Source organism: Thermoleptolyngbya sp. PKUAC-SCTB121, assembly GCF_016919485.1.
Classification (GTDB): Bacteria; Cyanobacteriota; Cyanobacteriia; order Elainellales; family Elainellaceae; genus Thermoleptolyngbya; species Thermoleptolyngbya sichuanensis.
The window spans coordinates 5,198,261-5,221,308 of the sequence record NZ_CP070366.1 but is presented as its reverse complement, the minus strand read 5'-3'; the positions used below and the strand labels follow the sequence as shown (position 1 = coordinate 5,221,308).

At 58.3% G+C, this 23,048-nt stretch carries 21 protein-coding genes; 8 read left to right on the top strand and 13 right to left on the bottom strand.

Annotated features, from left to right (window positions below):
* Positions 1-75 precede the first annotated feature (75 nt).
* Positions 76-840, bottom strand: a complete 765-nt coding sequence (locus tag JTM80_RS21315) for an HAD family hydrolase (protein ID WP_225906701.1) — start codon at positions 838-840, stop codon at positions 76-78.
* 226 nt (positions 841-1,066) lie between these two features.
* On the bottom strand, positions 1,067-1,714 hold the full coding sequence (locus tag JTM80_RS21310; protein ID WP_172353391.1) for a glutathione S-transferase family protein: 648 nt from the start codon (positions 1,712-1,714) through the stop codon (positions 1,067-1,069).
* Between the two features lie 136 nt (positions 1,715-1,850).
* Between JTM80_RS21310 and JTM80_RS21305 the strand changes: the two genes are divergently transcribed.
* Positions 1,851-2,501, top strand: coding sequence for a hypothetical protein (locus JTM80_RS21305; RefSeq protein ID WP_205370261.1), 651 nt, complete (start codon positions 1,851-1,853; stop codon positions 2,499-2,501).
* 250 nt (positions 2,502-2,751) lie between these two features.
* Here the strand turns inward: JTM80_RS21305 and JTM80_RS21300 are convergent, their stop codons facing one another.
* From JTM80_RS21300 to JTM80_RS21285, 4 genes are all read right to left on the bottom strand, one after another.
* Positions 2,752-3,204 carry a divergent PAP2 family protein gene (locus JTM80_RS21300; RefSeq protein ID WP_172353389.1) on the bottom strand — a complete coding sequence of 151 codons (453 nt, stop codon included), beginning with the start codon at positions 3,202-3,204 and terminating at the stop codon, positions 2,752-2,754.
* A gap of 13 nt (positions 3,205-3,217) precedes the next feature.
* Positions 3,218-4,117, bottom strand: a complete 900-nt coding sequence (gene crtE / locus JTM80_RS21295) for a geranylgeranyl diphosphate synthase CrtE (protein WP_172353388.1) — start codon at positions 4,115-4,117, stop codon at positions 3,218-3,220.
* A gap of 258 nt (positions 4,118-4,375) precedes the next feature.
* Positions 4,376-5,239, bottom strand: a complete 864-nt coding sequence (gene folD / locus JTM80_RS21290) for a bifunctional methylenetetrahydrofolate dehydrogenase/methenyltetrahydrofolate cyclohydrolase FolD (RefSeq protein ID WP_172353387.1) — start codon at positions 5,237-5,239, stop codon at positions 4,376-4,378.
* A 275-nt stretch (positions 5,240-5,514) separates the two neighbouring features.
* On the bottom strand, positions 5,515-6,441 hold the full coding sequence (locus tag JTM80_RS21285) for a LysR family transcriptional regulator (protein WP_172353386.1): 927 nt from the start codon (positions 6,439-6,441) through the stop codon (positions 5,515-5,517).
* Positions 6,442-6,895: 454 nt separating this feature from the next.
* Between JTM80_RS21285 and JTM80_RS21280 the strand changes: the two genes are divergently transcribed.
* Entirely contained in the window at positions 6,896-8,287 is a 1,392-nt protein-coding gene (locus JTM80_RS21280) for an NAD-dependent succinate-semialdehyde dehydrogenase (protein WP_172353385.1), read from the top strand.
* A gap of 141 nt (positions 8,288-8,428) precedes the next feature.
* Positions 8,429-10,075 carry an acetolactate synthase large subunit gene (locus JTM80_RS21275; protein ID WP_205371494.1) on the top strand — a complete coding sequence of 549 codons (1,647 nt, stop codon included), beginning with the start codon at positions 8,429-8,431 and terminating at the stop codon, positions 10,073-10,075.
* A 31-nt stretch (positions 10,076-10,106) separates the two neighbouring features.
* On the opposite strand, the gene JTM80_RS21270 is transcribed toward JTM80_RS21275, so the two are convergent.
* Both JTM80_RS21270 and JTM80_RS21265 read right to left on the bottom strand, forming a co-directional pair.
* A complete protein-coding gene (locus JTM80_RS21270; protein ID WP_172353384.1) occupies positions 10,107-11,135 on the bottom strand; it encodes an aromatic ring-hydroxylating dioxygenase subunit alpha in 1,029 nt (342 codons plus the stop codon).
* Between the two features lie 292 nt (positions 11,136-11,427).
* Positions 11,428-12,846 (bottom strand): cytosine deaminase, encoded by a 1,419-nt coding sequence (locus JTM80_RS21265; RefSeq protein ID WP_172353383.1) that lies wholly within the window; start codon positions 12,844-12,846, stop codon positions 11,428-11,430.
* A 112-nt stretch (positions 12,847-12,958) separates the two neighbouring features.
* Between JTM80_RS21265 and JTM80_RS21260 the strand changes: the two genes are divergently transcribed.
* Complete coding sequence (locus JTM80_RS21260) at positions 12,959-13,246, top strand: DUF2087 domain-containing protein (RefSeq protein WP_172353382.1); 288 nt, start codon at positions 12,959-12,961, stop codon at positions 13,244-13,246.
* Here JTM80_RS21260 and JTM80_RS21255 read toward each other — a convergent pair.
* The 5 genes from JTM80_RS21255 to grxC all read right to left on the bottom strand — a co-directional run bounded on the left by JTM80_RS21255 (position 13,243) and on the right by grxC (position 18,127).
* Positions 13,243-13,998, bottom strand: a complete 756-nt coding sequence (locus JTM80_RS21255; protein ID WP_225906896.1) for an ABC transporter permease — start codon at positions 13,996-13,998, stop codon at positions 13,243-13,245. The genes JTM80_RS21260 and JTM80_RS21255 overlap by 4 nt on opposite strands.
* Positions 13,999-14,206: 208 nt before the next feature.
* A complete protein-coding gene (locus JTM80_RS21250; protein ID WP_205370260.1) occupies positions 14,207-15,016 on the bottom strand; it encodes an ABC transporter ATP-binding protein in 810 nt (269 codons plus the stop codon).
* Positions 15,017-15,142: 126 nt separating this feature from the next.
* Positions 15,143-16,237, bottom strand: a complete 1,095-nt coding sequence (locus JTM80_RS21245; protein ID WP_172353379.1) for an ABC transporter substrate-binding protein — start codon at positions 16,235-16,237, stop codon at positions 15,143-15,145.
* Positions 16,238-16,724: 487 nt separating this feature from the next.
* A complete protein-coding gene (gshB, locus tag JTM80_RS21240; protein WP_172353378.1) occupies positions 16,725-17,699 on the bottom strand; it encodes a glutathione synthase in 975 nt (324 codons plus the stop codon).
* Positions 17,700-17,863: 164 nt separating this feature from the next.
* On the bottom strand, positions 17,864-18,127 hold the full coding sequence (gene grxC, locus JTM80_RS21235; RefSeq protein ID WP_068509172.1) for a glutaredoxin 3: 264 nt from the start codon (positions 18,125-18,127) through the stop codon (positions 17,864-17,866).
* 372 nt (positions 18,128-18,499) lie between these two features.
* Between grxC and JTM80_RS21230 the strand changes: the two genes are divergently transcribed.
* The 4 genes from JTM80_RS21230 to mnmE all read left to right on the top strand — a co-directional run bounded on the left by JTM80_RS21230 (position 18,500) and on the right by mnmE (position 22,787).
* On the top strand, positions 18,500-19,729 hold the full coding sequence (locus JTM80_RS21230) for a sulfite exporter TauE/SafE family protein (protein WP_172353376.1): 1,230 nt from the start codon (positions 18,500-18,502) through the stop codon (positions 19,727-19,729).
* Positions 19,701-20,171, top strand: a complete 471-nt coding sequence (locus JTM80_RS21225; protein WP_172353375.1) for a hypothetical protein — start codon at positions 19,701-19,703, stop codon at positions 20,169-20,171. Before JTM80_RS21230 ends, JTM80_RS21225 begins: the two co-directional genes overlap by 29 nt.
* 92 nt (positions 20,172-20,263) lie before the next feature.
* The gene (locus JTM80_RS21220; protein ID WP_172353374.1) at positions 20,264-21,130 is read left to right on the top strand and encodes a DUF6671 family protein; all 867 of its coding nucleotides are present in this window, start codon (positions 20,264-20,266) and stop codon (positions 21,128-21,130) included.
* Between the two features lie 244 nt (positions 21,131-21,374).
* A complete protein-coding gene (gene mnmE / locus JTM80_RS21215) occupies positions 21,375-22,787 on the top strand; it encodes a tRNA uridine-5-carboxymethylaminomethyl(34) synthesis GTPase MnmE (RefSeq protein WP_172353373.1) in 1,413 nt (470 codons plus the stop codon).
* The last annotated feature ends 261 nt before the right edge of the window (positions 22,788-23,048 follow it).

Genomic DNA, 23,048 nt, shown 5'->3' with positions numbered 1-23,048 from the left:
TGCGGAGGGATCGCCCGTGAGGAACTACCCGTGAAGGCCCATGAAGGACTGCCCGCGAAGGTCTGCTCCAATGCTCTAGGCGACCGACATCGAGCAGTTTTCGCTCTGATAGACCAGGTAGTGAACCGCAGAAAGCAGGTCGCTGTGCAGACGGGTGGGTTCAAACTTTTTCAGGTAGGACTGACTGCGAATGCCGCAGGTGAGGGCGATTGTGGCAATGCCCGCAGCTTGTCCGGCGATCACGTCTGCTTCGGTGTCGCCCACCATCCAAGCCGTGGAGCCGCTGCCCATCGTGGCGATCGCCTCTGCCAATAGCCCCGTCTTGTGTTCTGCCTGGTTTGCGTAGGCCGCGCCCGCATCCTGCATTCCCCAAATGCCGTTGAACAGGTCAAGCAGTCCGTGGCTTTCCAAAACTTGCGTTGCCTGGTCGCGGCAGCGCAGCGTCACCAACACCAGCCGCGCCCCCTGTGCCCGCAGCAGGGACAGTGCCCACCGCGCCCCTGGCTGGAGAGTGTCTTTTTGCAGCAAGTCGGGACGGTTCACAATTTCCACCACGCGCTTGAGGAACACCTCGATCTGGTCGCCCCGCAGCCCCGATCGCAGGGCAATTTCTACATCGGGCACGCGGTTTTGCTTCATGTCCCAGAACTGGGCCTTGCTGAGGCGATGCACAGGCACCGTAATGCCGCGAGTTTGATACAGGGTTTGCACATCTGACAGACCCAGGAGATACGTTTCGTAGTAGCGGTCGGAAACGTCGATGATGGGGCCGTCAAAGTCGCAGAAGAGGGTGAGTCCGGAGAGCGATCGCATTGCGAAGAGTCCTTGAATGGAGGTCAAGCGCCCAGATCGGGTGACCCGTTGGGCAACCATAAGTATGAAGGAGTCTATGTTTTCTTTAACTTTTTCTTTACAGTAACAGTCAAAATTATAAGTCGTCAATCGAAGAATCCCTGAAGAATATCAGATTTGCTTATGATTTTAGTCCGCCCTGGAGATGAAACGCCCTGTCTGGGGTTCTACACTGCCTCATCCTAGCGAAGGAGTCATCTCTGTTGCGTGCTGCTTATGGGTGAGTCAGGACTTCTGTTTCTTGTTGAGCGTCTGTAATCCATGCCTGCATACTCGGCAGCGCCCACACGGCATCGGCATAGGCTTGGCATACCGGGTCAAGCGCCACTCCATAGGTGACAAAGCGCGATACTACCGGGGCATACATTGCATCGGCAATGCCGAAGCCACCAAACGGAAACTCACCCCCGCTGCCGTAGGTGCTGCGGCATTCGCGCCACAGGGATGTGATGCGGTCGATATCAGCCTGCACGCCTGGAGCGCGGCCTTTGCCTGGATAGCGCGATCGCACGTCCATCGGCATATGAGTCCGCAGTTTGGCAAAGCCAGCGTGCATTTCGTGGCTCACTGCGCGGGCGATCGCCCTCACCTGAGGATCGGCGGGATACCAAGGGCGATCGGGAAACAGTTCTGCAACATACTCACAAATCGCCAGCGATTCCCAAATGACCCAATCGCCCTGCCGCAGCGCAGGAACCCGCCGCGATGGCGAGTAGCGCTCGATCTGCGCGTGAAACTCTGGCGTATCTAGCGGTAGCCGAATTTCGGTAAAGGGCACGGCCATTTGGTGCATCGCCAGCCACGGCCGCAAAGACCAAGAGGAGTAGTTTTTGTTGCCGATGATGAGCGTGAGGGGAAGCATGGGCAAACGGGAGAAAAAGATTTATCTGCACGGAGATAAAGCAGGCAATGAAGCAGGCTTAGTTTAAAAAAATCCGGTTGGAGCGGGCTATGCTGCTGTAGTAGATTAGCGTTGCAGCGTAAGGATTGAGCGGGTTATGCGGGATTGGGGCTGGGGAACGGCGGCGCTATGCAGTTTAGCAATTTTGGGCAATGCCAGTGCGGGGGCTTGGGCGCAGGCTCGTCTAGTGCCGTCGGGGGCGATTCCCATAGGGATTGCTTCGCGAATCGCCCAAGGACTGCCCGCCTGCCTGCCGCCCCAGTCTAGCGAAACGCTGGTGATGGTGCTAAATCAGACCCCCAACACGCTGGAGCAACTGCGGTCTGTCGTGCCACGCAACGCCAGCCTGACGGTTTGCGATTATTTGGGGCTAAACGTCACCCGCATTGGCGGCTTTGCTACGCCTGCTCTGGCCCGCGACTGGGCGGATTACCTGAATCGAGCGTTTGGCTATCGTGCCTTTACCACCGTGGCCACTGCGCCCAACCCCACGCCGCAGCCAGGCCCCATCAGCTACGCCGTGCTGGTGAATCATTACAATCGCCTGGATTTGCTGGATCAGGTGCAGCAGGTCACGGGTCGCCGCGTCACGGTTGTCACCTACGACCAGCGCCCGCATCTGCTGGTAACCAGCACCAACGACTGGGCGATCGCCGCTGGATTGCTACGAGACTTGAGCGATCGCGGCTTTGTCACCCTGATTGTCGATGGTCGCCAAATTGCAGGACTCCGGCCGGTCGGCGGATAGCCTCAACTCTCTTCAGTAGCGTTAGGCGTTATCAGTTAGTGGAGTTACGATTAGGGGCGCTACAAGTTAGTAGCGCTATGAGTTAGTGGTGCTTTAGTGGCGCTTTAGTGGCACTACAAATTATTGGCACTACAAATTTAGTGGCGCTGTAAATGCAATTGCTGGAAACCCTGCAAATACTTGACAGGCAGTCCAAAATCGCAAATCCAGAATCCAAAATCGCAGATCCAAAATCAAGAATCAGCAGGATTCAATAGGCTTTTGCCGCCAGCCAGGAGACCACAACGCCCAGGGCACAGCCCGCAATCACCTGAACGGGCGTGTGTCCGAGCAGTTCCTTGAGCCGCTCTTCGTGAAATTCGGCATCTTCAAAAAACTCGCCCACGATTTTGTTCAGCACGCGGGCCTGCTTGCCTGCCGCCTGCCGCACCCCTGCCGCGTCGTACATAACGATAATGGCAAACACCACCGCCACCGCAAACTCAGGACTCTCCCAGCCGGAAGATTGCCCCACGCCACAGGCGAGCGCCGTGACGAATGCAGAATGGGCGCTGGGCATTCCGCCCGTGTTGACAACCGTGCGAAAGCTGACCTTGCCGTTACGGGCCAGTTCCACGATTAGCTTCAGCACTTGGGCAATGAGGCAGGCCGCTACTGCAACCCACAGCACGACGTTTTGAAAGACCTGACCAAAATCCTGCATGAGGTTGCTCCCCCTAGTGCGTTCGGGCAGTGATATAGTCGGCGATCGCCAAAAGCGGCTGGGCACGAGTGCCATAGGGAGACAGTTCTGCCTTGGCGCTGGCGATCAGTTGCGCCGCCTGCCGCTTCGATTCTTCAATGTCCCAAAAACTGGGATAAGTTGCCTTTTGAGCCTGTAGGTCTTTGCCAACAGATTTCCCCAATTCCTCCGGCGTAGCGGTCAAATCCAGCACGTCATCCACAATCTGGAACGCCAGCCCAATATCTTGCGAATATCTAGATAGCCGCTGCTGATCTTCTGCCGAAGCGCCTGCCAGGATCGCCCCACAGACGACCGATGCTTCTAGCAGCGCCCCGGTCTTGTGGCGATGAATCCAGGTCAGCGTTTCCAGGGTCACGTCCGGCTTCCCTTCCGACTCCAGATCTACAACCTGTCCGCCCACCAGACCCGCCGCGCCGACTGCCCGACTGAGGTGGACAATCACCTGAAGCGTGCGATCGCTCGGCACGCCCGTCGTTCTTGCAGCAATGTATTCAAATGCATAGGTCAAAAGGCCATCGCCCGCCAGAATCGCGATGTCCTCGCCGTAAACCTTATGATTCGTGAGTTTGCCCCGGCGATAGTCGTCGTTGTCCATCGCAGGCAGATCATCGTGAATCAGCGACATGGTATGAATCATCTCTAGCGCACAGGCCGTCGGCAGCGCCATTTCTACCGTGCCGCCCAACATCTCGCAAGTCGCCAGGCACAAAATCGGCCGCAGCCGCTTGCCCCCCGCCATCAGGGAATAGCGCATCGACTCGTAGATCGTTTCGGGATAGACCACCGGAAGGGATTGATCCAGCGCCGCTTCTACGATCGCCTGTCGTTCTGCCAAATAACCCGATAAATCAAAAACTTGAGTCGCCACCATGCCAATTTCCTGGAATTCTGCCCTCAGTCAGGGTGATAAATTGGCCAATCTTCGGCCAACTGAACGGATCTAGCACATTAATCTAGACGCAATCCAATGTACCCCGGATGAGGGTCGGAATGTACAGATTAGGGGCCAAGGATTAGGGGTCAGGGGTCAGGGGATAGGGGTGATGGAGTGTTGGTGTAAGGGAAAAGAGAAGAACGAAGAGAGAAGAACGAAGAACGAAGAAGTTCCGTTTTTCGTTTTTTCCGTCCGTCACCCCGCCACTCTCCTTAAATAACTCCACACCGTATTTGCCATCAGCATCGTTACGGTCATCGGCCCAACGCCGCCGGGGACGGGCGTGATCCAGGAGGCCACGTCTTTGACCGATGCAAAGTCTACGTCGCCCACCAAACGGCCGCCGCCGTCGTCGGTGATGCGGTTGATGCCCACATCAATCACAACGGCTCCGGGCTTCACCATATCGGCAGTGATCAGGTTGGGGCGGCCCACGGCGGCGACCAGGATATCGGCAGAGCGGGCAACAGCAGGCAGGTCGGGGGTGCGGGAATGGGCCATCGTGACGGTGGCATCTTGGGCTAGCAGCATCAGGCCGAGGGGCTTGCCGACCAGGATGCTGCGCCCGATGACGACAGCATGTTTGCCCCTGGGGTCGATGTGATATTCCTCCAGCAGCTTCATCACGCCTGCGGGGGTGCAGCTTTGTAGCCCCACTTCGCCGCGCACCAAGCGACCCAAGTTCATGGGGTGCAGCCCGTCGGCATCTTTGTCGGGGTGAATTTGGTTGAGCAGGGCGACGGAATCCAGGTGATCGGGCAGAGGAAGCTGCACCAGGATGCCGTCTACGCGATCATCGTGGTTGAGTTCGTCGATGACCTGCGACAGTTCTGCTTGAGTCGTATTGGCGGGAAAATGCTTGCCCAAGGACACCATGCCCAGTTTCTCGCAGGCGCGTTCTTTGTTGCGGACGTAGGCGGCGCTGGCGGGGTTGTCGCCCACCATGAGGACGGCTAGACCGGGCGATCGCCCTCCTGCCGCTTTGATCTTTGCGATTTGCTGCGCCAGGTCTGTCTGAAGTGTTTGAGCCAGCGCCTTGCCATCCAAAATGTCCGCCATACGCACCAGGGGAGATGAAGAGCAAGCTTGATTTTAATCCGGGGTGGGCGTTGCGTGGGATTTTGGGGTGGGGATTTTAGATTTTGGATTTTAGATTTTGGATTTAGACCCTGGATTGGGTTTGGGGCTGGGCAAGTTTGCAGGTTGACCCGCTGCTTAAGAAGGCTGATGCTTGGAAACTGGGCAGGTGCAAGAAGCCTAAACTAGCGTGAAAACTACGCCGTTTATCCAGTTCGCAGAGAGGCTGATGAGGCTAAACGGCAGGTGCAGGAAGCCTAAACTAGCGTGGGAATTACGCCTGTTTCTTCCATTTGGGCGGCGGCGACTTGCAGGTAGTCGAGGAAGGTGGAGGCGACGACCGAAAGCTGCTTGCCCGACAGGTGGACGACGTACCACTTGCGGGGAATTGGGAAACCTTCGACATCGAAGGCCATCAGTTCGCCCATCGAGCCGTCGTGAGCGATGGTGTGCGACGACAGAACTGCCAGCCCCAGCCCTCCGGCGATCGCCTGCTTAATGGCCTCATTGCTGCCCAATTCCAGCCGCACCCGCACCGACAGGTCGTGGTCATCCAGCAACTTCTGAAAGGCGCGGCGTGTGCCCGATCCCGGCTCCCGCATAATGAAAGTTTCTTCTGCCAGCCGCTCTAGGGAAATGTTCTTTTCTTTTGCCAGGGGATGGGTTTTGGGGCCAATCACCACCAGCGGGTTATCCAAAAACGGGTGGGCCACGATGTCCAGATTTTCCGGCAACTGGCTCATCACGTAGAGGTCGTCCTGGTTGTTGCCCAGGCGCTCGATCACACGTTCATGGTTGGTGACCGTGAGGGAAATATCGACGCCGGGATATTTTTGGCAAAAGGGGCCGAGCAGGCGCGGCAGAAAGTATTTTGCCGTCGTGATGACCGCTAGCCGCAGCCGGCCCTGCTTCATGCCTTTCAGGTCGGCAATGCTCATTTCCAACTGTTCCAGCTTGCCAAAAATCTCCTGACAGGTGGAAAATAGCTCCCGTCCTGCATCGGTCAAAAACAGTCGTTTGCCGACTTGCTCGAACAGGGGCAGGCCGATTGCCTTGGTTAGCTGCTTTACCTGCATGGACACGGTGGGCTGGGTCAGAAATAGCTCCTCCGCCGCCCGCGTAAAGCTGCCGTGCCGGGCCGTTGCCTCAAAGACCTTGAGCTGATGCAGCGTCGCGTGAATCACAAGAGCCTCCTCGTAAAGAAAGCGCGGTCAAGAGCGCAGATGAAGGGATACGTCGATAGGACAAGATCATTCCGAATTCTTATAGACTCTAGTCTATTACAAGGTTGCCAAGAAAAGCATTTTTTCTATGGATTTCTGCGCTGGCTTTAGGCTGTGACTAGAACGATCGACTGGCGCGGCTCAAATTGTTAAATTCGTCACACTTTGTCAATATTTCCAACGTTCTGCGTCTACCGCCGATTTTTCTTGGAAGACTAGAAAGGAAGAAGCCCGGTTGAGCTAGGGATCTGGGCAGGGTTCGGCGCTGAGCAAGCGGCTGGAAGGGGCGATCGCCCTGTCACCAAATCGCAACAAGTTGAGACAATTCCGTCGAGCCTTGCAAAATCAGCACGTTAGAGTTGAGAAGGTTAAGGCGCTTGCGCGTCCGCTCCTTGCAATGAAAGGAGGTTTAGTCATGGGAATCGCTACAGTAAACCCGGCGACTGGCGAAACGCTACAAACATTTGACGCACTGACCGATGGGGCGATCGCCCGCGCCATCGACGCAGCCCAACACATGTTCGAGTCTTATCGCCACACCCCCTTGGCCCAGCGGGCCCAGTGGCTCTACGCCGCTGCCGAAATTCTAGAACAGGAAAAAGCAGAATTTGGCAAATTAATGACCCTGGAGATGGGCAAGCCCATCGGCCCGTCGGTTGCCGAAGTGGAAAAATCCGCCTGGGTCTGCCGCTTTTATGCCGAAAACGCCGAGAAATTCCTCGCGCCCGTGCCCATCGAAACCGATGCCAGCCGTAGCTACGTCATGTATCAGCCGCTGGGGATTGTGCTGGCGGTGATGCCGTGGAATTTTCCCTTCTGGCAGGTGTTTCGGTTTGCGGCTCCGGCGCTGATGGCGGGCAACGTCGGTCTGCTGAAACATGCCTCCAACGTGCCCCAGTCGGCCCTGGCAATTCAGGACATTTTAGAACGGGGCGGTTTTCCCAAAGGGGCCTTTCAAACGCTGCTGATTGGCGCGGATAAGGTAGCGCAAATCGTTGCGGACGATCGCATCAAGGCCGCCACGCTGACGGGCAGCGAACCCGCCGGAGCCAGCCTCGCCTCTACTGCGGGGAAGTCTCTCAAGAAAACCGTGCTGGAGCTGGGCGGCAGCGATCCGTTCGTCGTCATGGCCAGCGCTGATCTAGACTTAGCCGTGTCTACTGCTGTGACGGCCCGCATGATTAACAATGGTCAGTCCTGCATTGCGGCCAAGCGCTTTATCGTACAAGAGGCGATCGCCGATGCGTTTCTCAATGCCTTAGTCGAGAAATACAAAGCCCTGAAAATTGGCAATCCGCTTTTGCCCGAAACCCAGATTGGGCCGCTGGCCACGCCTGCCATTTTGCACGAAGTTCACCACCAAGTAGAAGCCTGCATCGAGGCGGGCGGCAGGGTGCTGATCGGCGGCGACCCGGATGACGTGCCCACCAAAGCTGATGCCAAACTGAGCCAGGGCAATTTTTACCCGCCGACGATTATCGTCGATGTGCCGCCCGATGCCCCCATTGCCCAGGAAGAAATCTTTGGCCCCGTCGCCACGGTCTTCCGTGTGCCCGACCTGGAGGCTGCCATTCGTCTTGCTAACAGCACCCCCTTTGGGCTGGGTGCGAGCGCCTGGACGCAAATTCCTGAAGAGGGCGATCGCCTCATCGCAGAACTGGAAGCAGGCAGCGTCTTCCTCAACGGCATGGTGAAATCGGATCCGCGCCTGCCTTTTGGTGGCATCAAGCGCTCTGGCTATGGCCGCGAACTCGGCCGCGAAGGCATTCTGGAATTCGTCAACGTCAAAACTGTCTGGGTTAAGTAAGGGGACGAATTAGTTCTCTAATTCTCTAAGTTCTCTAAATACCTACCCGCCCAATAACACGCCTCATGGCCTTTTTCTGATTCGCATCCGCATCCAGTCCCTCAACCTATCAACCTACAGGAAACCCGTATGACCTCTCGCATGACCTCTCTCAACACCGCCGAACTGCTTGTGAAATGTCTGGAAAACGAAGGTGTGGAATACATCTTTGGTTTGCCAGGTGAGGAAAACCTGCATGTCTTGGAGGCGCTGAAGCACTCGTCAATCCGCTTCATCACCACGCGACATGAACAGGGTGCGGCGTTTATGGCGGATGTGTATGGGCGGCTGACGGGCAAGGCGGGCGTGTGTTTGTCTACGCTGGGGCCCGGCGCGACGAACCTGATGACGGGCGTAGCGGATGCCAATCTAGACCGTGCGCCGCTGGTGGCCATTACCGGACAAGTGGGTACGGATCGGATGCATATTGAATCGCATCAGTATCTCGATCTGGTCGCCATGTTTTCACCCGTCACGAAATGGAACGCGCAAATCGTGCGACCAAGCATTACCCCAGAAATTGTCCGCAAGGCGTTCAAGATTGCACAAAGCGAAAAACCCGGTGCCGTACACATTGACCTCCCGGAAAATATCGCGGCAATGACGGTGGAGGGAACGCCACTGCGAAAAGAGGCGATCGAAAAAGTGTATGCATCGTTCAACAGCATTGAACGGGCGGCCGCTGCCATTTCGCAAGCCCAGAATCCCATCATCCTGGTGGGGAATGGCGCAATTCGCTCCCATGCCAGTGATGCGGTGACCCACTTTGCGCGATCGCTCAATATTCCCGTCGCCAATACCTTCATGGGCAAGGGCGTGATTCCCTACACCGATCGCCTGGCCCTGTGGACGGTGGGCTTGCAGCAGCGTGACTTCATTAGCTGCGGGTTTGACAATACTGACCTGGTGATTGCCATCGGCTACGACCTGATCGAGTATTCGCCCAAGCGCTGGAATCCGACGGGGGAGATCCCGATTATTCACATCAACGCCACCCCTGCGGAAATCGACAGCAGCTATATTCCGCTGGCAGAAGTGATTGGCGATATCTCCGATTCGCTAGAGGAAATTCTGCGGCGGAGCGATCGCCAAGACAAGCCCGAACCCTACGCCATTCACCTGCGAAAAGATATCTTGGCTGACTATGAGGAGCACGCCAAGGACGATAGCTTTCCCGTCAAGCCACAAAAATTAATCTATGATCTGCGAACGGTGATGGGGCCAGAAGATATCGTCATTTCGGACGTGGGAGCGCACAAGATGTGGATGGCGAGACACTATCACTGCGATCGCCCCAACACCTGCATTATCTCCAACGGTTTCGCGGCAATGGGGATTGCTATACCAGGGGCGATCGCCGCCAAGCTGGTCGCCCCAAACCGCAAGGTGGTCGCCGTGACGGGGGATGGCGGCTTCATGATGAACAATCAGGAGCTAGAAACCGCGCTCCGCATCGGCACGCCGTTCGTCACCATTATCTTCAACGATGGCGGCTACGGGCTGATCGAATGGAAGCAGCACAACCACTTCGGCGAGTCGGCGTTTATCAAGTTCACCAATCCCGACTTTGTGAAACTAGCGGAAAGTATGGGGCTGAAAGGCTATCGTATCTCCGCCACTACCGACTTTATCCCTACGCTCAAGGAAGCCCTAGCGCAAGACGTACCTGCCATCATCGATTGCCCCATCGACTATAGCGAAAACCTCCGCTTCAGCCAGCGGGCCGGCGATCTGACTTGCGCGATTTAGCGCGATTTACGCAAGTGCATTTGCGAATCAATTAGCTCGTAAACGATCGCCCCAGTCCCAGCTTGGCCAGCAGCTTGCGGTAGGTAATGGAGCTTTTGTCGCCCGCGATGTGGACTTCATCCGCCAGGTTAATCGGCAAATCCTCAGGCCAGAGTTCCTCGACAATTTCCTTATCTTCGCCAAAAACCTGGTGGTTGAAGGCCAGCGTTTCTTCCAGAGGCGCGTCTTTATCAAAGTTGCGGCAGAGGGGCGAAAATACGCGGGTCTTGCGGGCTGAAATGGGGCTGGCCGCATTCAGAATATGCAGCATTCCGTTGGGGAATGTGACCGAGAGCTTGACCGTGAACGGCAGCCAGGCCTGAAACAGCCGCCGCCACTGAAACCCTGGCGGGCTGAGGTGTTTGTAGCCGTGGGGCAGATTGCTGACGGAACTCACGTAGTCCGCCGTAAATCCGCCCTCGGTGAAGGTCACGGGATAGTCGGGCACTTCAGGATTATCCCGCTCCCCAAAGGAGTCTTTGTGGACAAAGGCAAAGTGGCTGACATCCAGAAAGCCCTCGATTTGACGACCCGCCGCCGCATCTAGATAAACCGAATCGGGAATGATCTGGATGTAGTCGGGGTTATCCCACGCATCAAATTCGGGAAAGGGAACCGGGCCATTGTCCACCAGCCGTACCCAGATCAGTCCGTACTGCTCTCGCACCGGGTAGGTCGTGAGGCGGAGACGCTTGGGAATTGCGGCATCGGGGGCAGCCGGAATGCAGACGCATTGGCCGTCCTGGGTATACCGAACGCCGTGGTAGGCGCAGACCAGTTCGCCATCTTCAACCCAGCCCATGCTGAGGGGAGCGCCGCGATGCAGGCAGAGGTCTTTTGCTGCTATTACGCCGCCGTCGCCCGCCCGGTAAAGCACTAGCCGCTCGTCGAGCAGGCGCACCCCCACGGGCTTATCGGTAACGTCGTGGGCAAAGGCAACGGGATACCAAAATGGGGCAAGCACTTCCCAATCAGAAGGGCTGAAGGTGCAATCCCGAGGCAGGGTGAAAATGGCAGTCATAGGAATTTGAAGGAAAAACCTGTAGGTGCTTGAGCGGTCGAGATCCTAGCCGATGCTAAGACGGACAGACGGCTGAGAACTGTATCCCCCTCTACTACAGGCAAGCCCTTTCCCCAGGCGATAAGTTTTTAGTATTGAAAAATCACAGGACTTACGCACTTGCCAGAAATCGTCCAACTGCGTAAGTCCTAAATCAGAAGTATGGTTCGCAGCTTGCAGGCGGTACTCGCGGGAAACCAGTCCACTGCGTCAGTTCCGGTGTTAGTGCTGCCCTGGGCAATCTAGTTCAGCGCTACTTCAGCAGCAGATCGTCTAGCTCTGCGTAGTCGGGCAGGGTTGTGTCGATAGGTTTGCCCTGGCGCAATACCGTGCGATCGCCTTGGGGACGGGCCAGCAGTTCGCTGAAGTAGCGAGCCGCGCAGAGAATCAGATCGGCGGGTAGCCCTGGCGCAATGCGGCCCACGGTGGGCAGGCCCATCAGGTCGGCCGGTGTGGTCGTCACGACCCGGCTCCAGTCGCCATAGGGCGCATCGAGCTGGGCAATCCGTACGCCCTGGGTGAACACCTCCAGCCCGTCGTGGTCGCCAAAGCCATAGAACGGATCGCGGCAGTTGTCGCTGGCGATCGCCACCGGAACGCCCGCATGTTTCAGTTCGTGCAGCAGCGTAATGCCGCGCCAGCGGGGGGTGCGGGTGGGTGTCTGTCGCAGGGCGGGTGGGTGAGTGCCTGGGTGAGCCGCCGCCACCTGCCCCCTGAGGGCCGAGCGCTGATTTCGGTCTTGCAGATACAGATTGCACATGGGCAGGCTGACCACGCCGATGCGGGCAGCTTTCACCAGATCGATGGTTTTCTGGGCTTCGTCGTCAGACTGCACGGCCAGGCTGCAACAGTGGCCGCAGACAATCTGCCCGCGAAAATCGCGGCGCAGGGCGGCCTCGGCCACGTAGCGCAGGGTAATGTCGTTGGGGTCGCCGCTTTCGTCGGTGTGCAGATCGATGTCGAGGCCCCGATCAATGGCCAGGGTAAACAGGCGATCAAGCTGGGCTTCCAAATGGGGGCCCATTTCCGTCACGCCGCCCAGAATGCCGCCCATCTCGGCAACTAGATCGGCCAAGATTTCGCCCTCTGGAGTTTGGTAATAGTCCAGTGTTACCAGGGAAACGGCTTTTAGCGCGAGGCGATCGCTCCAGTCTTGCTGAAGCGCATTAAACACGCTCCAACTCACCGCCGCTTGGTCGCCAAAGGAATCTATATGGGTGCGGAGGGCAGTCGTGCCGTGGGCATAGCTGCACTTTAGCCCAAACTCCATGCGGCGATAGACATCCTCTGCATCCCAGTGTTTGCTGGCATCTGCGCGGATCGTCTCCAGCGCTTCCTCAAAGGTTGCAGAATAGTTGGGCGATCGCCCCCAAACGTGCCCCTTATCCAGATGCGTATGCAAATCGACCAGCCCAGCCCACACCATGCCGCCCTTCAGGTCAACCGTCGGCACGGGTTCTCCTCCTGCCTCACCCGCCGCATCCGCACTGGGGCAAATCCTGCGAATTGCGCCATCTAAAATTTCCAGATCCACCTGCGCCAGGTTATCCTGCGCCAGAATGCCCGCCGACTCAGGCAACACCAGCGAATCAGGCAGCAGCGGCCGGGGAACATGGGCGTTGCATAGCCAGTAGTGCGGTTCATTCAGGCGGGCGAAATCGAGTTGCGGCATAGTGTAGGAATTGGAAATCGGGGATTCAGGTTGGCACTTTGCAAACCTACCTCAGATCGTGAGCCAAAATCACGAATCCAAAATCCCAAATTAGACGGAGGAGCGGGGTGAAATGATCGACTTTACAGAACTCCAGCCCTACCTGGATGACCAGGGCCGGGTGACGCGCTGGCCGTCCAAGCGCAATCGAGCGCGGGTGCAAACGCTGGTGTTGTGGTACCTGGCTGAAAAATTCGCTGCGGGCAAAACCTACACCGAACGCGAGGTAAACCAGCTCCTCAATGAACATCACACGTTCTGCGACCCGGCTCTACTCCGCCGCGAACTGTTTGAACACGGCCTGCTCCAGCGGGAACGAAACGGCTCTGCCTACTGGCTGCCACCCAAGGAATCAGCTTAATTTTCTCGGCGGACGGCGCTTTCGTGCCAGTGGCGCAGGAGGCGGTCGGAGAGCATCGTCAGCAAGACAAAAATCAGGATGCCCAGTACGGTGGTCAGCAAGAGGGCAGCAAACATGCGGGGAATCTGGAGGTTGAAGCTGGAGATCAGGATTTGGTAGGCCAGCCCAGAACTGGTGCCGCCTGTGCCCGCGACGAATTCCGCCACGACTGCGCCGATCAGCGCTAGCCCGCCGCTAATTCGCAAGCCGCCCAGGAAATAGGGCAAGGCGCTGGGCAGCCGCAGGTAGCGCAGGGTTTGCCAGCGGGAAGCGCGATAAAGCTGAAACAGGTTAATTAGGTTATGGTCGGCGCTGTTGAGGCCCAGAGTCGTGTTGGACAGGATAGGGAAAAAGGCCACCAGCCAGGCGCAGATGACCAGTGACACAAAGGTAGACGCAGTACCCGGAACCAACTGCCGCACCCAGAGGATGATCAGGGGGGCGATCGCCACAATCGGGGTCGTCTGCAAAATCACCGCGTAGGGAAAGAAACTGCGCTCGATCCACTTGCTCTGGGTAAACAGCACAGAAACCAGCAGGCCCGACACCACCGCCGCCAGGAAGGCAAACAGCGTGATTTTCATCGTGATCAGCAGCGAGGGGAACAGCGTCCCCCATTCTCGCACCAGCGTTTGCAGCACCAGAATCGGCCCCGGCAGGATGTAGGGGGGGGTGTTGGTCAGGCGCACGCCAAGTTCCCACAGCGCCAGCATCAACAGGCCCACGAGAATCGGAGCCAGGATATCGGGCGAGAGCAGGCGTTGCAGTTGGGACGGTTGACCAGACTCCGAGGATGGGGCAGAGGCTTCGGGCTGGCGAGGTACGTCAAACAGATTGTCCATCGGAATACTGCCTTATGACATCAGGTTGGCGCGAAATCGAGTTGGCGCGAAATCGAGTTGGCGCGAAATCGGGTTGGCGCTATGCGGGCTGGTTTACGACGCTGGCGGAAACGCTGTCGCTGGGGTGTAATGCAGCCGTCTGCCCAGCGGCGCGAGACAGGCTGTTGGAAATGTCGCGACAGTAGTCGTTAAACAGTGGCGTGGTGCGAAACTCCTCAGTGCGGGGGTAGGGAGCGGCGATCGCCACATCCGCCACCACGCGCCCCGGACGCGCCGCCATCACCACCACACGATTCGACAGGTACACCGCTTCGTAGATATTGTGGGTGACAAACACCACCGTCCACTGCTTCTGCCCCCAGAGGTTCAGCAGGTCGCTGTTGAGCTTGCTGCGGGTCATTTCGTCCAGCGCCCCAAAGGGTTCGTCCATCAGCAAGATTTCTGGCTTTGTCACCAGGGCGCGGGCGATGGAGACGCGCATCCGCATCCCGCCGGAGAGTTCTCGCGGGTAGGTCTTTTCAAAGCCTTGCAGCGCAACGAGGGCGATCGCCTCCTGCACCGCCTCCCGCGCCGCGCTCTTCGACAGGCCTGCCAGCTTCAGCGGCAGCGCCACGTTGTCTTCCACCGTCGCCCAAGGCATCAGCGCCGCCTCTTGAAAGACGTAGGCCAACTTCCGCTGAGAACTGCTGCCCCAATACAGGTTGCCCGAACTCATCTTGCCCAGCCCTGCTACCATCCGCAGCACGGTGCTTTTGCCGCAGCCCGACGGGCCCAACAGGCTGACAAACTGCCCCTCATGCACCGTCAGGTCGAGGTTTTGCAGCGCCACTGTGCCATTGGAGTAGACTTTGCTGACATCGCTGAGCGTAAACGCCGCTGGGGTGTTCATGCGATGGGGTTCCTTAAAGCTAGTGGAGCGAGACTAGTTACATAGGCCTAGTTCGGCAGCGGGGCAGCGGAATCAGTTGCGCCAATTCCGCTACACCGGCTGCGCTTCATTTACACCGTACTCGACTTAGACCTTATACGCATCCGGGCCTTTGTTGACAAACTGGAGCGTGTAGGCCTGGGTATAGTCGGTTTCCGGCTTAAACACGCCCTCTGCCGCCATCGTGTCATAGAAGGATTTCCAGCGTTCCTCGGTCATTGCGCCGATGCCTTTCACCTGTGCGTCGCCCGAATCGACAATGCCGTATTCCTTCATCTTCTCGATGCCATAGGCTATTTGCTCGTCGGTCATCTCCGGGTTGTCTTTCTTGATGAGCTCGTTACCCGGCGAAGGATCGCCGTAGAGATAGCTGTACCAGCCCTTGATGGAGGCATCCACAAACCGCTGCACCAAGTCGGGGTTGCTTTCGACCAGTTCACGCTTGCACTCGATGGTTGTGGAATACGGTTCGTAGCCGTAGTCTGCCATCAGAAATACCACGGGGTCGAAGCCGCCTTCTTTTTTAATCGCCAGCGGCTCGGAACTGAGATAGCCTTGCTGCGCGGTTTGCTTGTCTTGCAAAAATGGGCCAGGGTTGAAGTTGTAGGGTCGCTTCTGGTCGTCGGTGAACCCAAACTTGGCTCTCAAAAACGGCCAATAGGTCACGTTTGCCGAAGAGGAGATAAAAATGGGGCGACCCTTCAGGTCTTCAAGCGAGTCGGCCGTGCCGGGGTGCGCCATCAGGATTTGCGGGTCTTTTTGGAAGATGGCGGCAACGGTGACTTTGGGAATGCCCTCTTCGACGGCCTTGATGGCATCGGCGGCGTAGCCCATGAAAAAGTCGATCGCGCCGCCCATGAGCAACTGCGTGCCGTTGACCTGGGGCCCGCCCATGCTAATGGTCACGTCCAGCCCTGCATCTTTGTATAAGCCCGTGGCAACCGCCTGATAGAAGCCGCCGTGTTCTGCCTGGGCGTACCAGTTGGTGCCGTAGGTGATTTTGGTTAGCTCACCGGACGCAGGGCTAGCACCAGCCGCAGGACTAGCCGGTGCTTCGGTCGAGGTTGGTGCTTGAGACGCGCAGGCTGCGACGAGGCCCGTGCCAGCGGCGATCGCCCCATATTGTAAAAACTTGCGTCGTTTCAGGGGCGATCGCCCCGATGGATACCACAACTGACTCATCCAACTCACCTCATTGCTAACAAAATTGAGCGAACGAAAACAGAATGCCCGATGCAGGCGTGCTGTAAAGACCTGTATCGCCTCTGTAGTTTCTGAATACGTAGTTTCTGCATACTCCGAAAAGCGACCCTGGTTCTAAAGATATTCAGCCCTCTAGACCGTGTTTTCAAACTCTCTGAACCGTTAATTGCCCTGAGTCGATCCCCCTAAATCCCCCTTAACAAGGGGGACTTCCGGTGCGGCTCGGCCCGGTTCCCCCTTAACAAGGGGGACTTCCGGTGCGGCTCGGCCCGGTTCCCCCCTTAACAAGGGGGGCCAGGGGGGATCAAAAGGCTCTAAAACACGCCTCAGAGCCAGGGTCTTTACAAATCCCAATATTTGACCCTACTAGAACGCATCACCCTGGATTGTAGTTTGAGATACGAGAGATGAGGGTGCCGCAGTGCAAAAATTGTGGGATTTGAGTGATGAGGCTCTATTAACTACGCTACGGCTCTATTCCCTGCGACTGGCTCAGCCAGTCCATCACCTGCTGCCCCAAGCGCACATCGTTAAGCCGATCGATTTCTCGAATGCCTGTGGGGCTGGTGACGTTGACTTCGGTGAGGTAGCCACCGATGATGTCGATGCCGACAAAAATCAGCCCGTCGCGGCGCAGGGTGGGGGCAAGCTGGGCGCAAATTTGGCGATCGCGCTCGGTAATCTCCACTGCCGCCACGCGCCCGCCCACCGCCATGTTGCCGCGAAACTCTTTGCCTGTAGGGATGCGGTTCACCGCGCCGATGGGTTCGCCGTTTAGCAAGATCACGCGCTTGTCGCCGTCTTTGGCCGCGGGTAGATACTCCTGCACCATGATGGGCACGCGAAACTGCTGGGTGCTGATTTCGATGAGGGAGTTCAAATTGCGATCGCCCGGTTCGGCAAACAAAATCCCCTCGCCTGCCTTGCCGCCTAGGGGCTTCATCACGGCTGCGCCCTGCCGCTCCACAAACTCGCGAATCACCTGCTTGTCTGCGGTGACGATGGTTTCAGGAATTGCTCCCATAAATTGCAGCGCATACATCTTTTCATTAGCCGCCCGCAGCCCCGCCGGAGCATTGATGACCCGCGTTCTATCTGGGTTCACATAGTCCAGCACGTAGGTGGCATACAGATAGGGAATATCCACAGGCGGATCAGTCCGCATGAACACCGCATCCAGGCTGTCTAGCGGCAAAAACTGGCGATCGCCCAGTTCAAACCACACCTCCGCTGCCACCCAGCGCCCTTCTACCAGTTCGACCGGAACCAACCGCACAGGCTGAAGCTGAGCATAGGCCCTGCCGCCCACCACCGACAGCCGATTCGCCTCCGTAATCCACACCTCATGCCCCATCTGCTGCGCCGCCTCCATCAGCGCCACGCTGGTATCGTGGCCTGGATCGAGGCGGTGGATCGGATCAATAATGAAGGCAAGTTTCATAAATAGAGTCGGGAGAGTCGGGAAGTAGAGTCGGGAGAGTCGGGGATTGAGGACGTGAACCGAGGGGCAGAACAGAACAGCGCGAGGCAGCGGCAGAGCGCAAGAGAGCAAAGTGGCCGATCGCCCAGAATCAAGCCAGCGCTTTGCCCCTCCGCTTCCCTTGCTCAGACCCCTGCCAGCATCGCGTCTAGCTTACCCTGTCGATCCAGCGCGTGCAGGTCGTCGCAGCCACCGACATGAACGCCATCAATAAAGATCTGCGGCAGGGAACGGCGACCGTTGGCGCGATCTGCCATTTCGGCGCGGGCGGCTTCATCGCCGTCAATACAATATTCCGTAAAGTCCACGCCCTTCTTATTCAGCAGAGCCTTGGCGCGAATGCAAAACGGACAGGTACTCCAAGTGTAAATTTCAACGTTCGCCGTCATGGGTTGCCTCAAGTTAGCAATATTTCTTCATCTTACCGCTGCCGACCCGCAGGAAGATATCTCGCAGCGGCCTTAGCCTAACTACGGTTGCTGGGCGGGGAATAGCCCCAGCTAATTTCTCCCCCACCGTCTAGCGGTCTAACTTTGACAGCCCGTCTTTTGACATCCCACGGGACGGCCGTTAGGGTAGAGGAGCCTCGAAACGTCAAGGGCGATCGCGCCGTCTGACTACTTTCACCTGCCATCAGCCTTATGTCTAGAGTCCTCACGTCTAGAGCCCTCATGTTTAGAGCCATGAAATTCTAGCGCCTTGAGAATTTCTAGCGCTTTGGAATGTATTTCGTTGCAGCATACAGGTTTCGTTGAGCAGGCATGGTGGATCTGCTGCTAGTCATGACCCTGGGATTTCTGGGGAGTTTTGGACACTGTGTGGGAATGTGCGGCCCGTTGACGGCGGCGTTTTCCCTGGCAAAGGTGCAGGACAAGCCCCCGACCCCCTGGCAGCAGTTTATTTTTCACGTCCTCTTGAATATGGGGCGCGTTCTCAGCTACGCGCTGGTGGGTCTGGCAATCGGTGCAGTCGGTTCGGTTGTGCTGGCTGGCGGTCAATTCGCGGGCGTAGGTAGTCTGGCGAGGCGGCTAATGGCGCTGCTGACGGGCGGGCTGCTGGTATGGTTTGGGCTGGTGCAGGTTGTGCCGAACGGGCTACCCAAGGTGCCGCTGCTGCATCCGCTGGCGCCGGGCAGGCTGCACGAGCGGCTCGGTCGCCTGATTCAGAGACTTGGCAAGCGCTCCCATGTGGCTACGCCCCTGCTGCTTGGCGCGGTTTGGGGTCTGTTTCCCTGCGGCTTTCTCTACGCAGCCCAGATCAAGGCAGCCGACACGGGCAATCCCTGGCTGGGCAGCGCCACCATGCTGGCCTTTGGGCTGGGGACGCTGCCGACGATGCTGGGCGTGGGCACGTCTGCGGCATGGCTGAGCGCCGATCAGCGCAGCCAGTTTTATCGACTGGGCGGCTGGGTGACGCTGAGCATTGGTCTGTTGACGCTGCTGCGGACGGGCGACATGATGACGGACTTTACTGGCCACGCCAGTTTGCTTTGCCTAATGCTGGCGCTGGTAGCGCGGCCCCTCAGCCGTCTCTGGAGTGGGCTGCTGAGGGTGCGGCGGGCGCTGGGGGTAGGCGCGTTTGTGCTGGCGGCGGCGCACACGCTGCACATGGCAGAACACACCTGGGGCTGGAATTGGCAGGCGATCGCCTTCATGCTGCCACAACACCAAGGGGCGATCGCCGCTGGAGCCGCCGCGCTGCTGGCGATGCTCCCCGCTGCCCTAACAAGCTTCGACCGGGCGCAAAAGTGGCTGGGGGAAACCTGGCGGCCGCTGCACCTGCTTTCGGTTCCTGCCCTGCTGCTGGCAACGATTCACGCGATTGCCATTGGTTCTACCTACCTCGGCGTGTCGCCTACGGGGTGGCACTGGGCAGGGGCGATCGCCCTCAGTGGGGCAACCCTCAGCGTCTTGCTGCTGCGCGGCCGCTGGGTCTGGAAGTGGTTTGGTCAGGAGGAATGGTATGCTGAAGTTCCGTCTCGTCGTTCGTAATGCAAGCCTGCTGGCGCTGCTGGGTCTGTCGATGGCGGCAGGCAGGGTTGGTCTGTCCCCCATCGATCCGGCCAGTGCCCATCAGGTGCAGGTGTCGGGCGAGGTCGGCGGCACGGTGCATATCGAGCCGCGAGACAATCCCCGCGCCGGAGTTGCCAGCCAGGTCTGGTTTGCACTGGCGCGACGTGGCGGCCAGACGATTCCCCTCTCCGCCTGCACCTGCCAGCTTGAGGTTTACGCCCGCCCGCGCCGCCAGGGGGATGCGCCCATTCTGTCGCCCACGCTGCAAGCCGTTTCTGCCGAAGGTCGCCAGGGCATTCCTGGAGCCACCGTCACTTTCCCTCGCGCTGGCGCTTACGAGCTAGTCTTGCGCGGCCGCCCCGTCACGTCGGGCACGTTTACGCCGTTTGAACTGCGGTTTCCGGTGACGGTGGCAAGGTAATGGGGACAATGGGGACTGGCGGGATCGGTCATGGCAGGGTAGGTAAGGTAAAATAATGCCTCAGGACTTCACTCCTTCTCTCATGCTTCCCGATGTCTTCCTACTGGTTTGCCGGACGCACGGCTATTTTGGCGACTATGCATCGCAAGGAGGCGGCGATCGCCCCCCTCCTCACATCCGCCTTCGCGCTAGAAATCGTGGTTCCCGATGGGTTTGACAGCGACCAGTTTGGTACGTTTACCCGCGATATCAAGCGGCCGGCAGATCAGCTAGCGACGGCGCGGCTCAAGGCAATGCACGCGCTGGAACATCTGGGGGCAGCGCTGGGAACAGAGTTGGCGATCGCCAGCGAGGGCAGCTTTGGGCCCCATCCGCTGATGCCCTACGTGCCGCTCAATCGAGAACTGGTGCTATTGGTCGATCGGCGGCATGGGCTGGAGATCGCAGGCCACGCCGCTACGCCAGACACCAACTATAGCCATCAGCAGGTAGACAGCCTGGAGGCGGCGCTGAAATTTGCCCAATCGGCAGGGTTTCCCAGTCACGGGCTGGTGGTGATGCCTGCGGCAGAGGGCAGCGACCCCACGGAGATACACAAGGGCATCACGCAGGAAGATCAGTTCCGAGAAATCGTGACCGCGACCCTCAAGCGCCACGGCCGCGCCCATCTGGAAACCGACATGCGGGCCATGATGAACCCCACGCGGATGAAGGCGATCGCCCTCGCAACGCAAGACCTGATCCGCAAGCTGCAACAGACTTGCCCCCAGTGCCACGCGCCCGGTTTCGACGTGGGCGATCGCCAGCCTGGATTGCCCTGCGCCCTTTGCCACGCGCCCACAAGCCTGACGCTAGCCGCCCTCTACCGCTGCGCCCAGTGCGGTTTTACTGAAACCGTGCGCTATCCCGACGGTCAGGACTTTGCCGACCCGGCCCACTGTGCCTACTGCAACCCCTAGCTTGGGCGGAACAGTGATCATTCCAGCAGTCCAATAGCAAGAGAATTTGGACGTTTATGGTGCGATCGCCCTCTAAAAGCGAACTTTAGGGGTGATGTCATTGCATCCGGTTGCCGATGGGGGCCAAGCTGCCGATAGGGGGCGAGTAGCGCATCACAGCGGTTCATCACAGGTTAATCCACCCATTTGCGCGTTTGGGGGCGAGTGCCAGTAGATTGAAGAGAGCGTCCCTTGATTTCACGTCATGACGGCTCCTGCTCTGAAACAAGACACCATCGCGGCGATCGCCACAGCAATCGTTCCTGCTCAAGGCAGCGTGGGCATTGTGCGCCTGTCGGGGGCTGAGGCCGTGGCGATCGCCCGTATCCTATTCCACGCGCCAGGGCGACAGGTGTGGGACAGCCACCGCATTCTCTACGGCCATGTGCGCCAGCCCCAAACCCAGACGGTGATTGACGAGGCGCTGCTGTTGCTGATGCTGGCTCCGCGCTCCTACACCCGTGAAGACGTGGTGGAGTTTCACTGTCACGGCGGCATGATGGCGGTGCAGCAGGTGTTGCAGGCTTGCCTGGACTGTGGGGCGCGGCTGGCAGAGCCGGGAGAATTCACGCTGCGGGCCTTTCTCAACGGGCGCATTGATCTAACGCAAGCTGAGAGCATTGCCGATCTAGTGGGAGCGCGATCGCCCCAAGCGGCCCAATCTGCTCTCGCCGGCCTGCAAGGAAAGCTTGCCCAGCCCATCCGCCAGCTTCGGGCTATCTGCCTCGATATTCTGTCCGAAGTGGAAGCCCGTATCGACTTTGAAGACGACCTGCCACCGCTGGATGAAGCCCTGATCAAAACCCAACTGTCGCAAGTTCTCGCCCAAGTGACGGCGCTCCTCGACACGGCAGACCGGGGCGAACTGTTGCGGAGCGGGCTAAAAGTGGCGATTGTCGGTCGCCCAAATGTCGGCAAATCTAGCCTGCTGAATGCCTGGAGCCGGAGCGATCGCGCTATTGTGACAGCGCTTCCGGGGACGACCCGCGACGTGGTTGAATCGCAGCTCGTGGTCGGCGGCATCCCCATCCAGGTGCTTGACACCGCTGGCATCCGCGAGGCCGAAGATGTGGTTGAGCAAATTGGGGTCGCGCGATCGCGCCAGGCCGCCCAAGCCGCCGATCTGGTGTTGCTCACCATCGACGCTGCCCAGGGCTGGACGGACGCAGACCAGGAAATCTATGAGCAGGTCAAGGGGCGATCGCTAATTTTGGTGGTGAACAAGGTTGATCTGGTGGCTGGGAATGGCGGTGTGGCGGCGTGGGGAAGCGATGGCGCTGTCCCACCTCCTCCGCTCGCTTTGCCAACGGTGTACACTGCTGCCGCCCAAAATCACGGCATCGAAGCCCTGGAGCAAGCAATTCTGACCATTGCCCAGGCCGGCAAGCTGACGGCTGCGAACCTCGACCTAGCCATCAACCAGCGCCAGTCTGCCGCGCTCACCCGCGCCAAAACTGCCCTCCAGCACGTGCAAGACACCATTGCTCAGCAGCTCCCGCTGGACTTTTGGAGTATTGACCTACGGAGCGCCATCCAGTCTTTGGGTGAAATCACGGGCGAAGATGTGACCGAATCTGTCCTCGATCGCATCTTTAGCCGCTTTTGCATTGGTAAGTGAGATTGATTTTGGAGTTTGGGTTTTGGAGTTTGGGTTTTGGATTCTGGATTTGCGATTTTGGATCGCCGGTCAATCGTCTGTGGGGCTTCCAAGAATTTCAGCCGCAGCGTCACGCTTGCGGCTCATTTCCAGTGTCCTGCGGCAATCCAAAGTTCCTGAAACGCCTACTGTTCAGCCTACTGTCCAGCCTACTTAGGACTTACGCACTTGCGATAAATTTCCCAGGTTCTGAACGATTTCTCGCGGGCGCAGCCCGCGAGA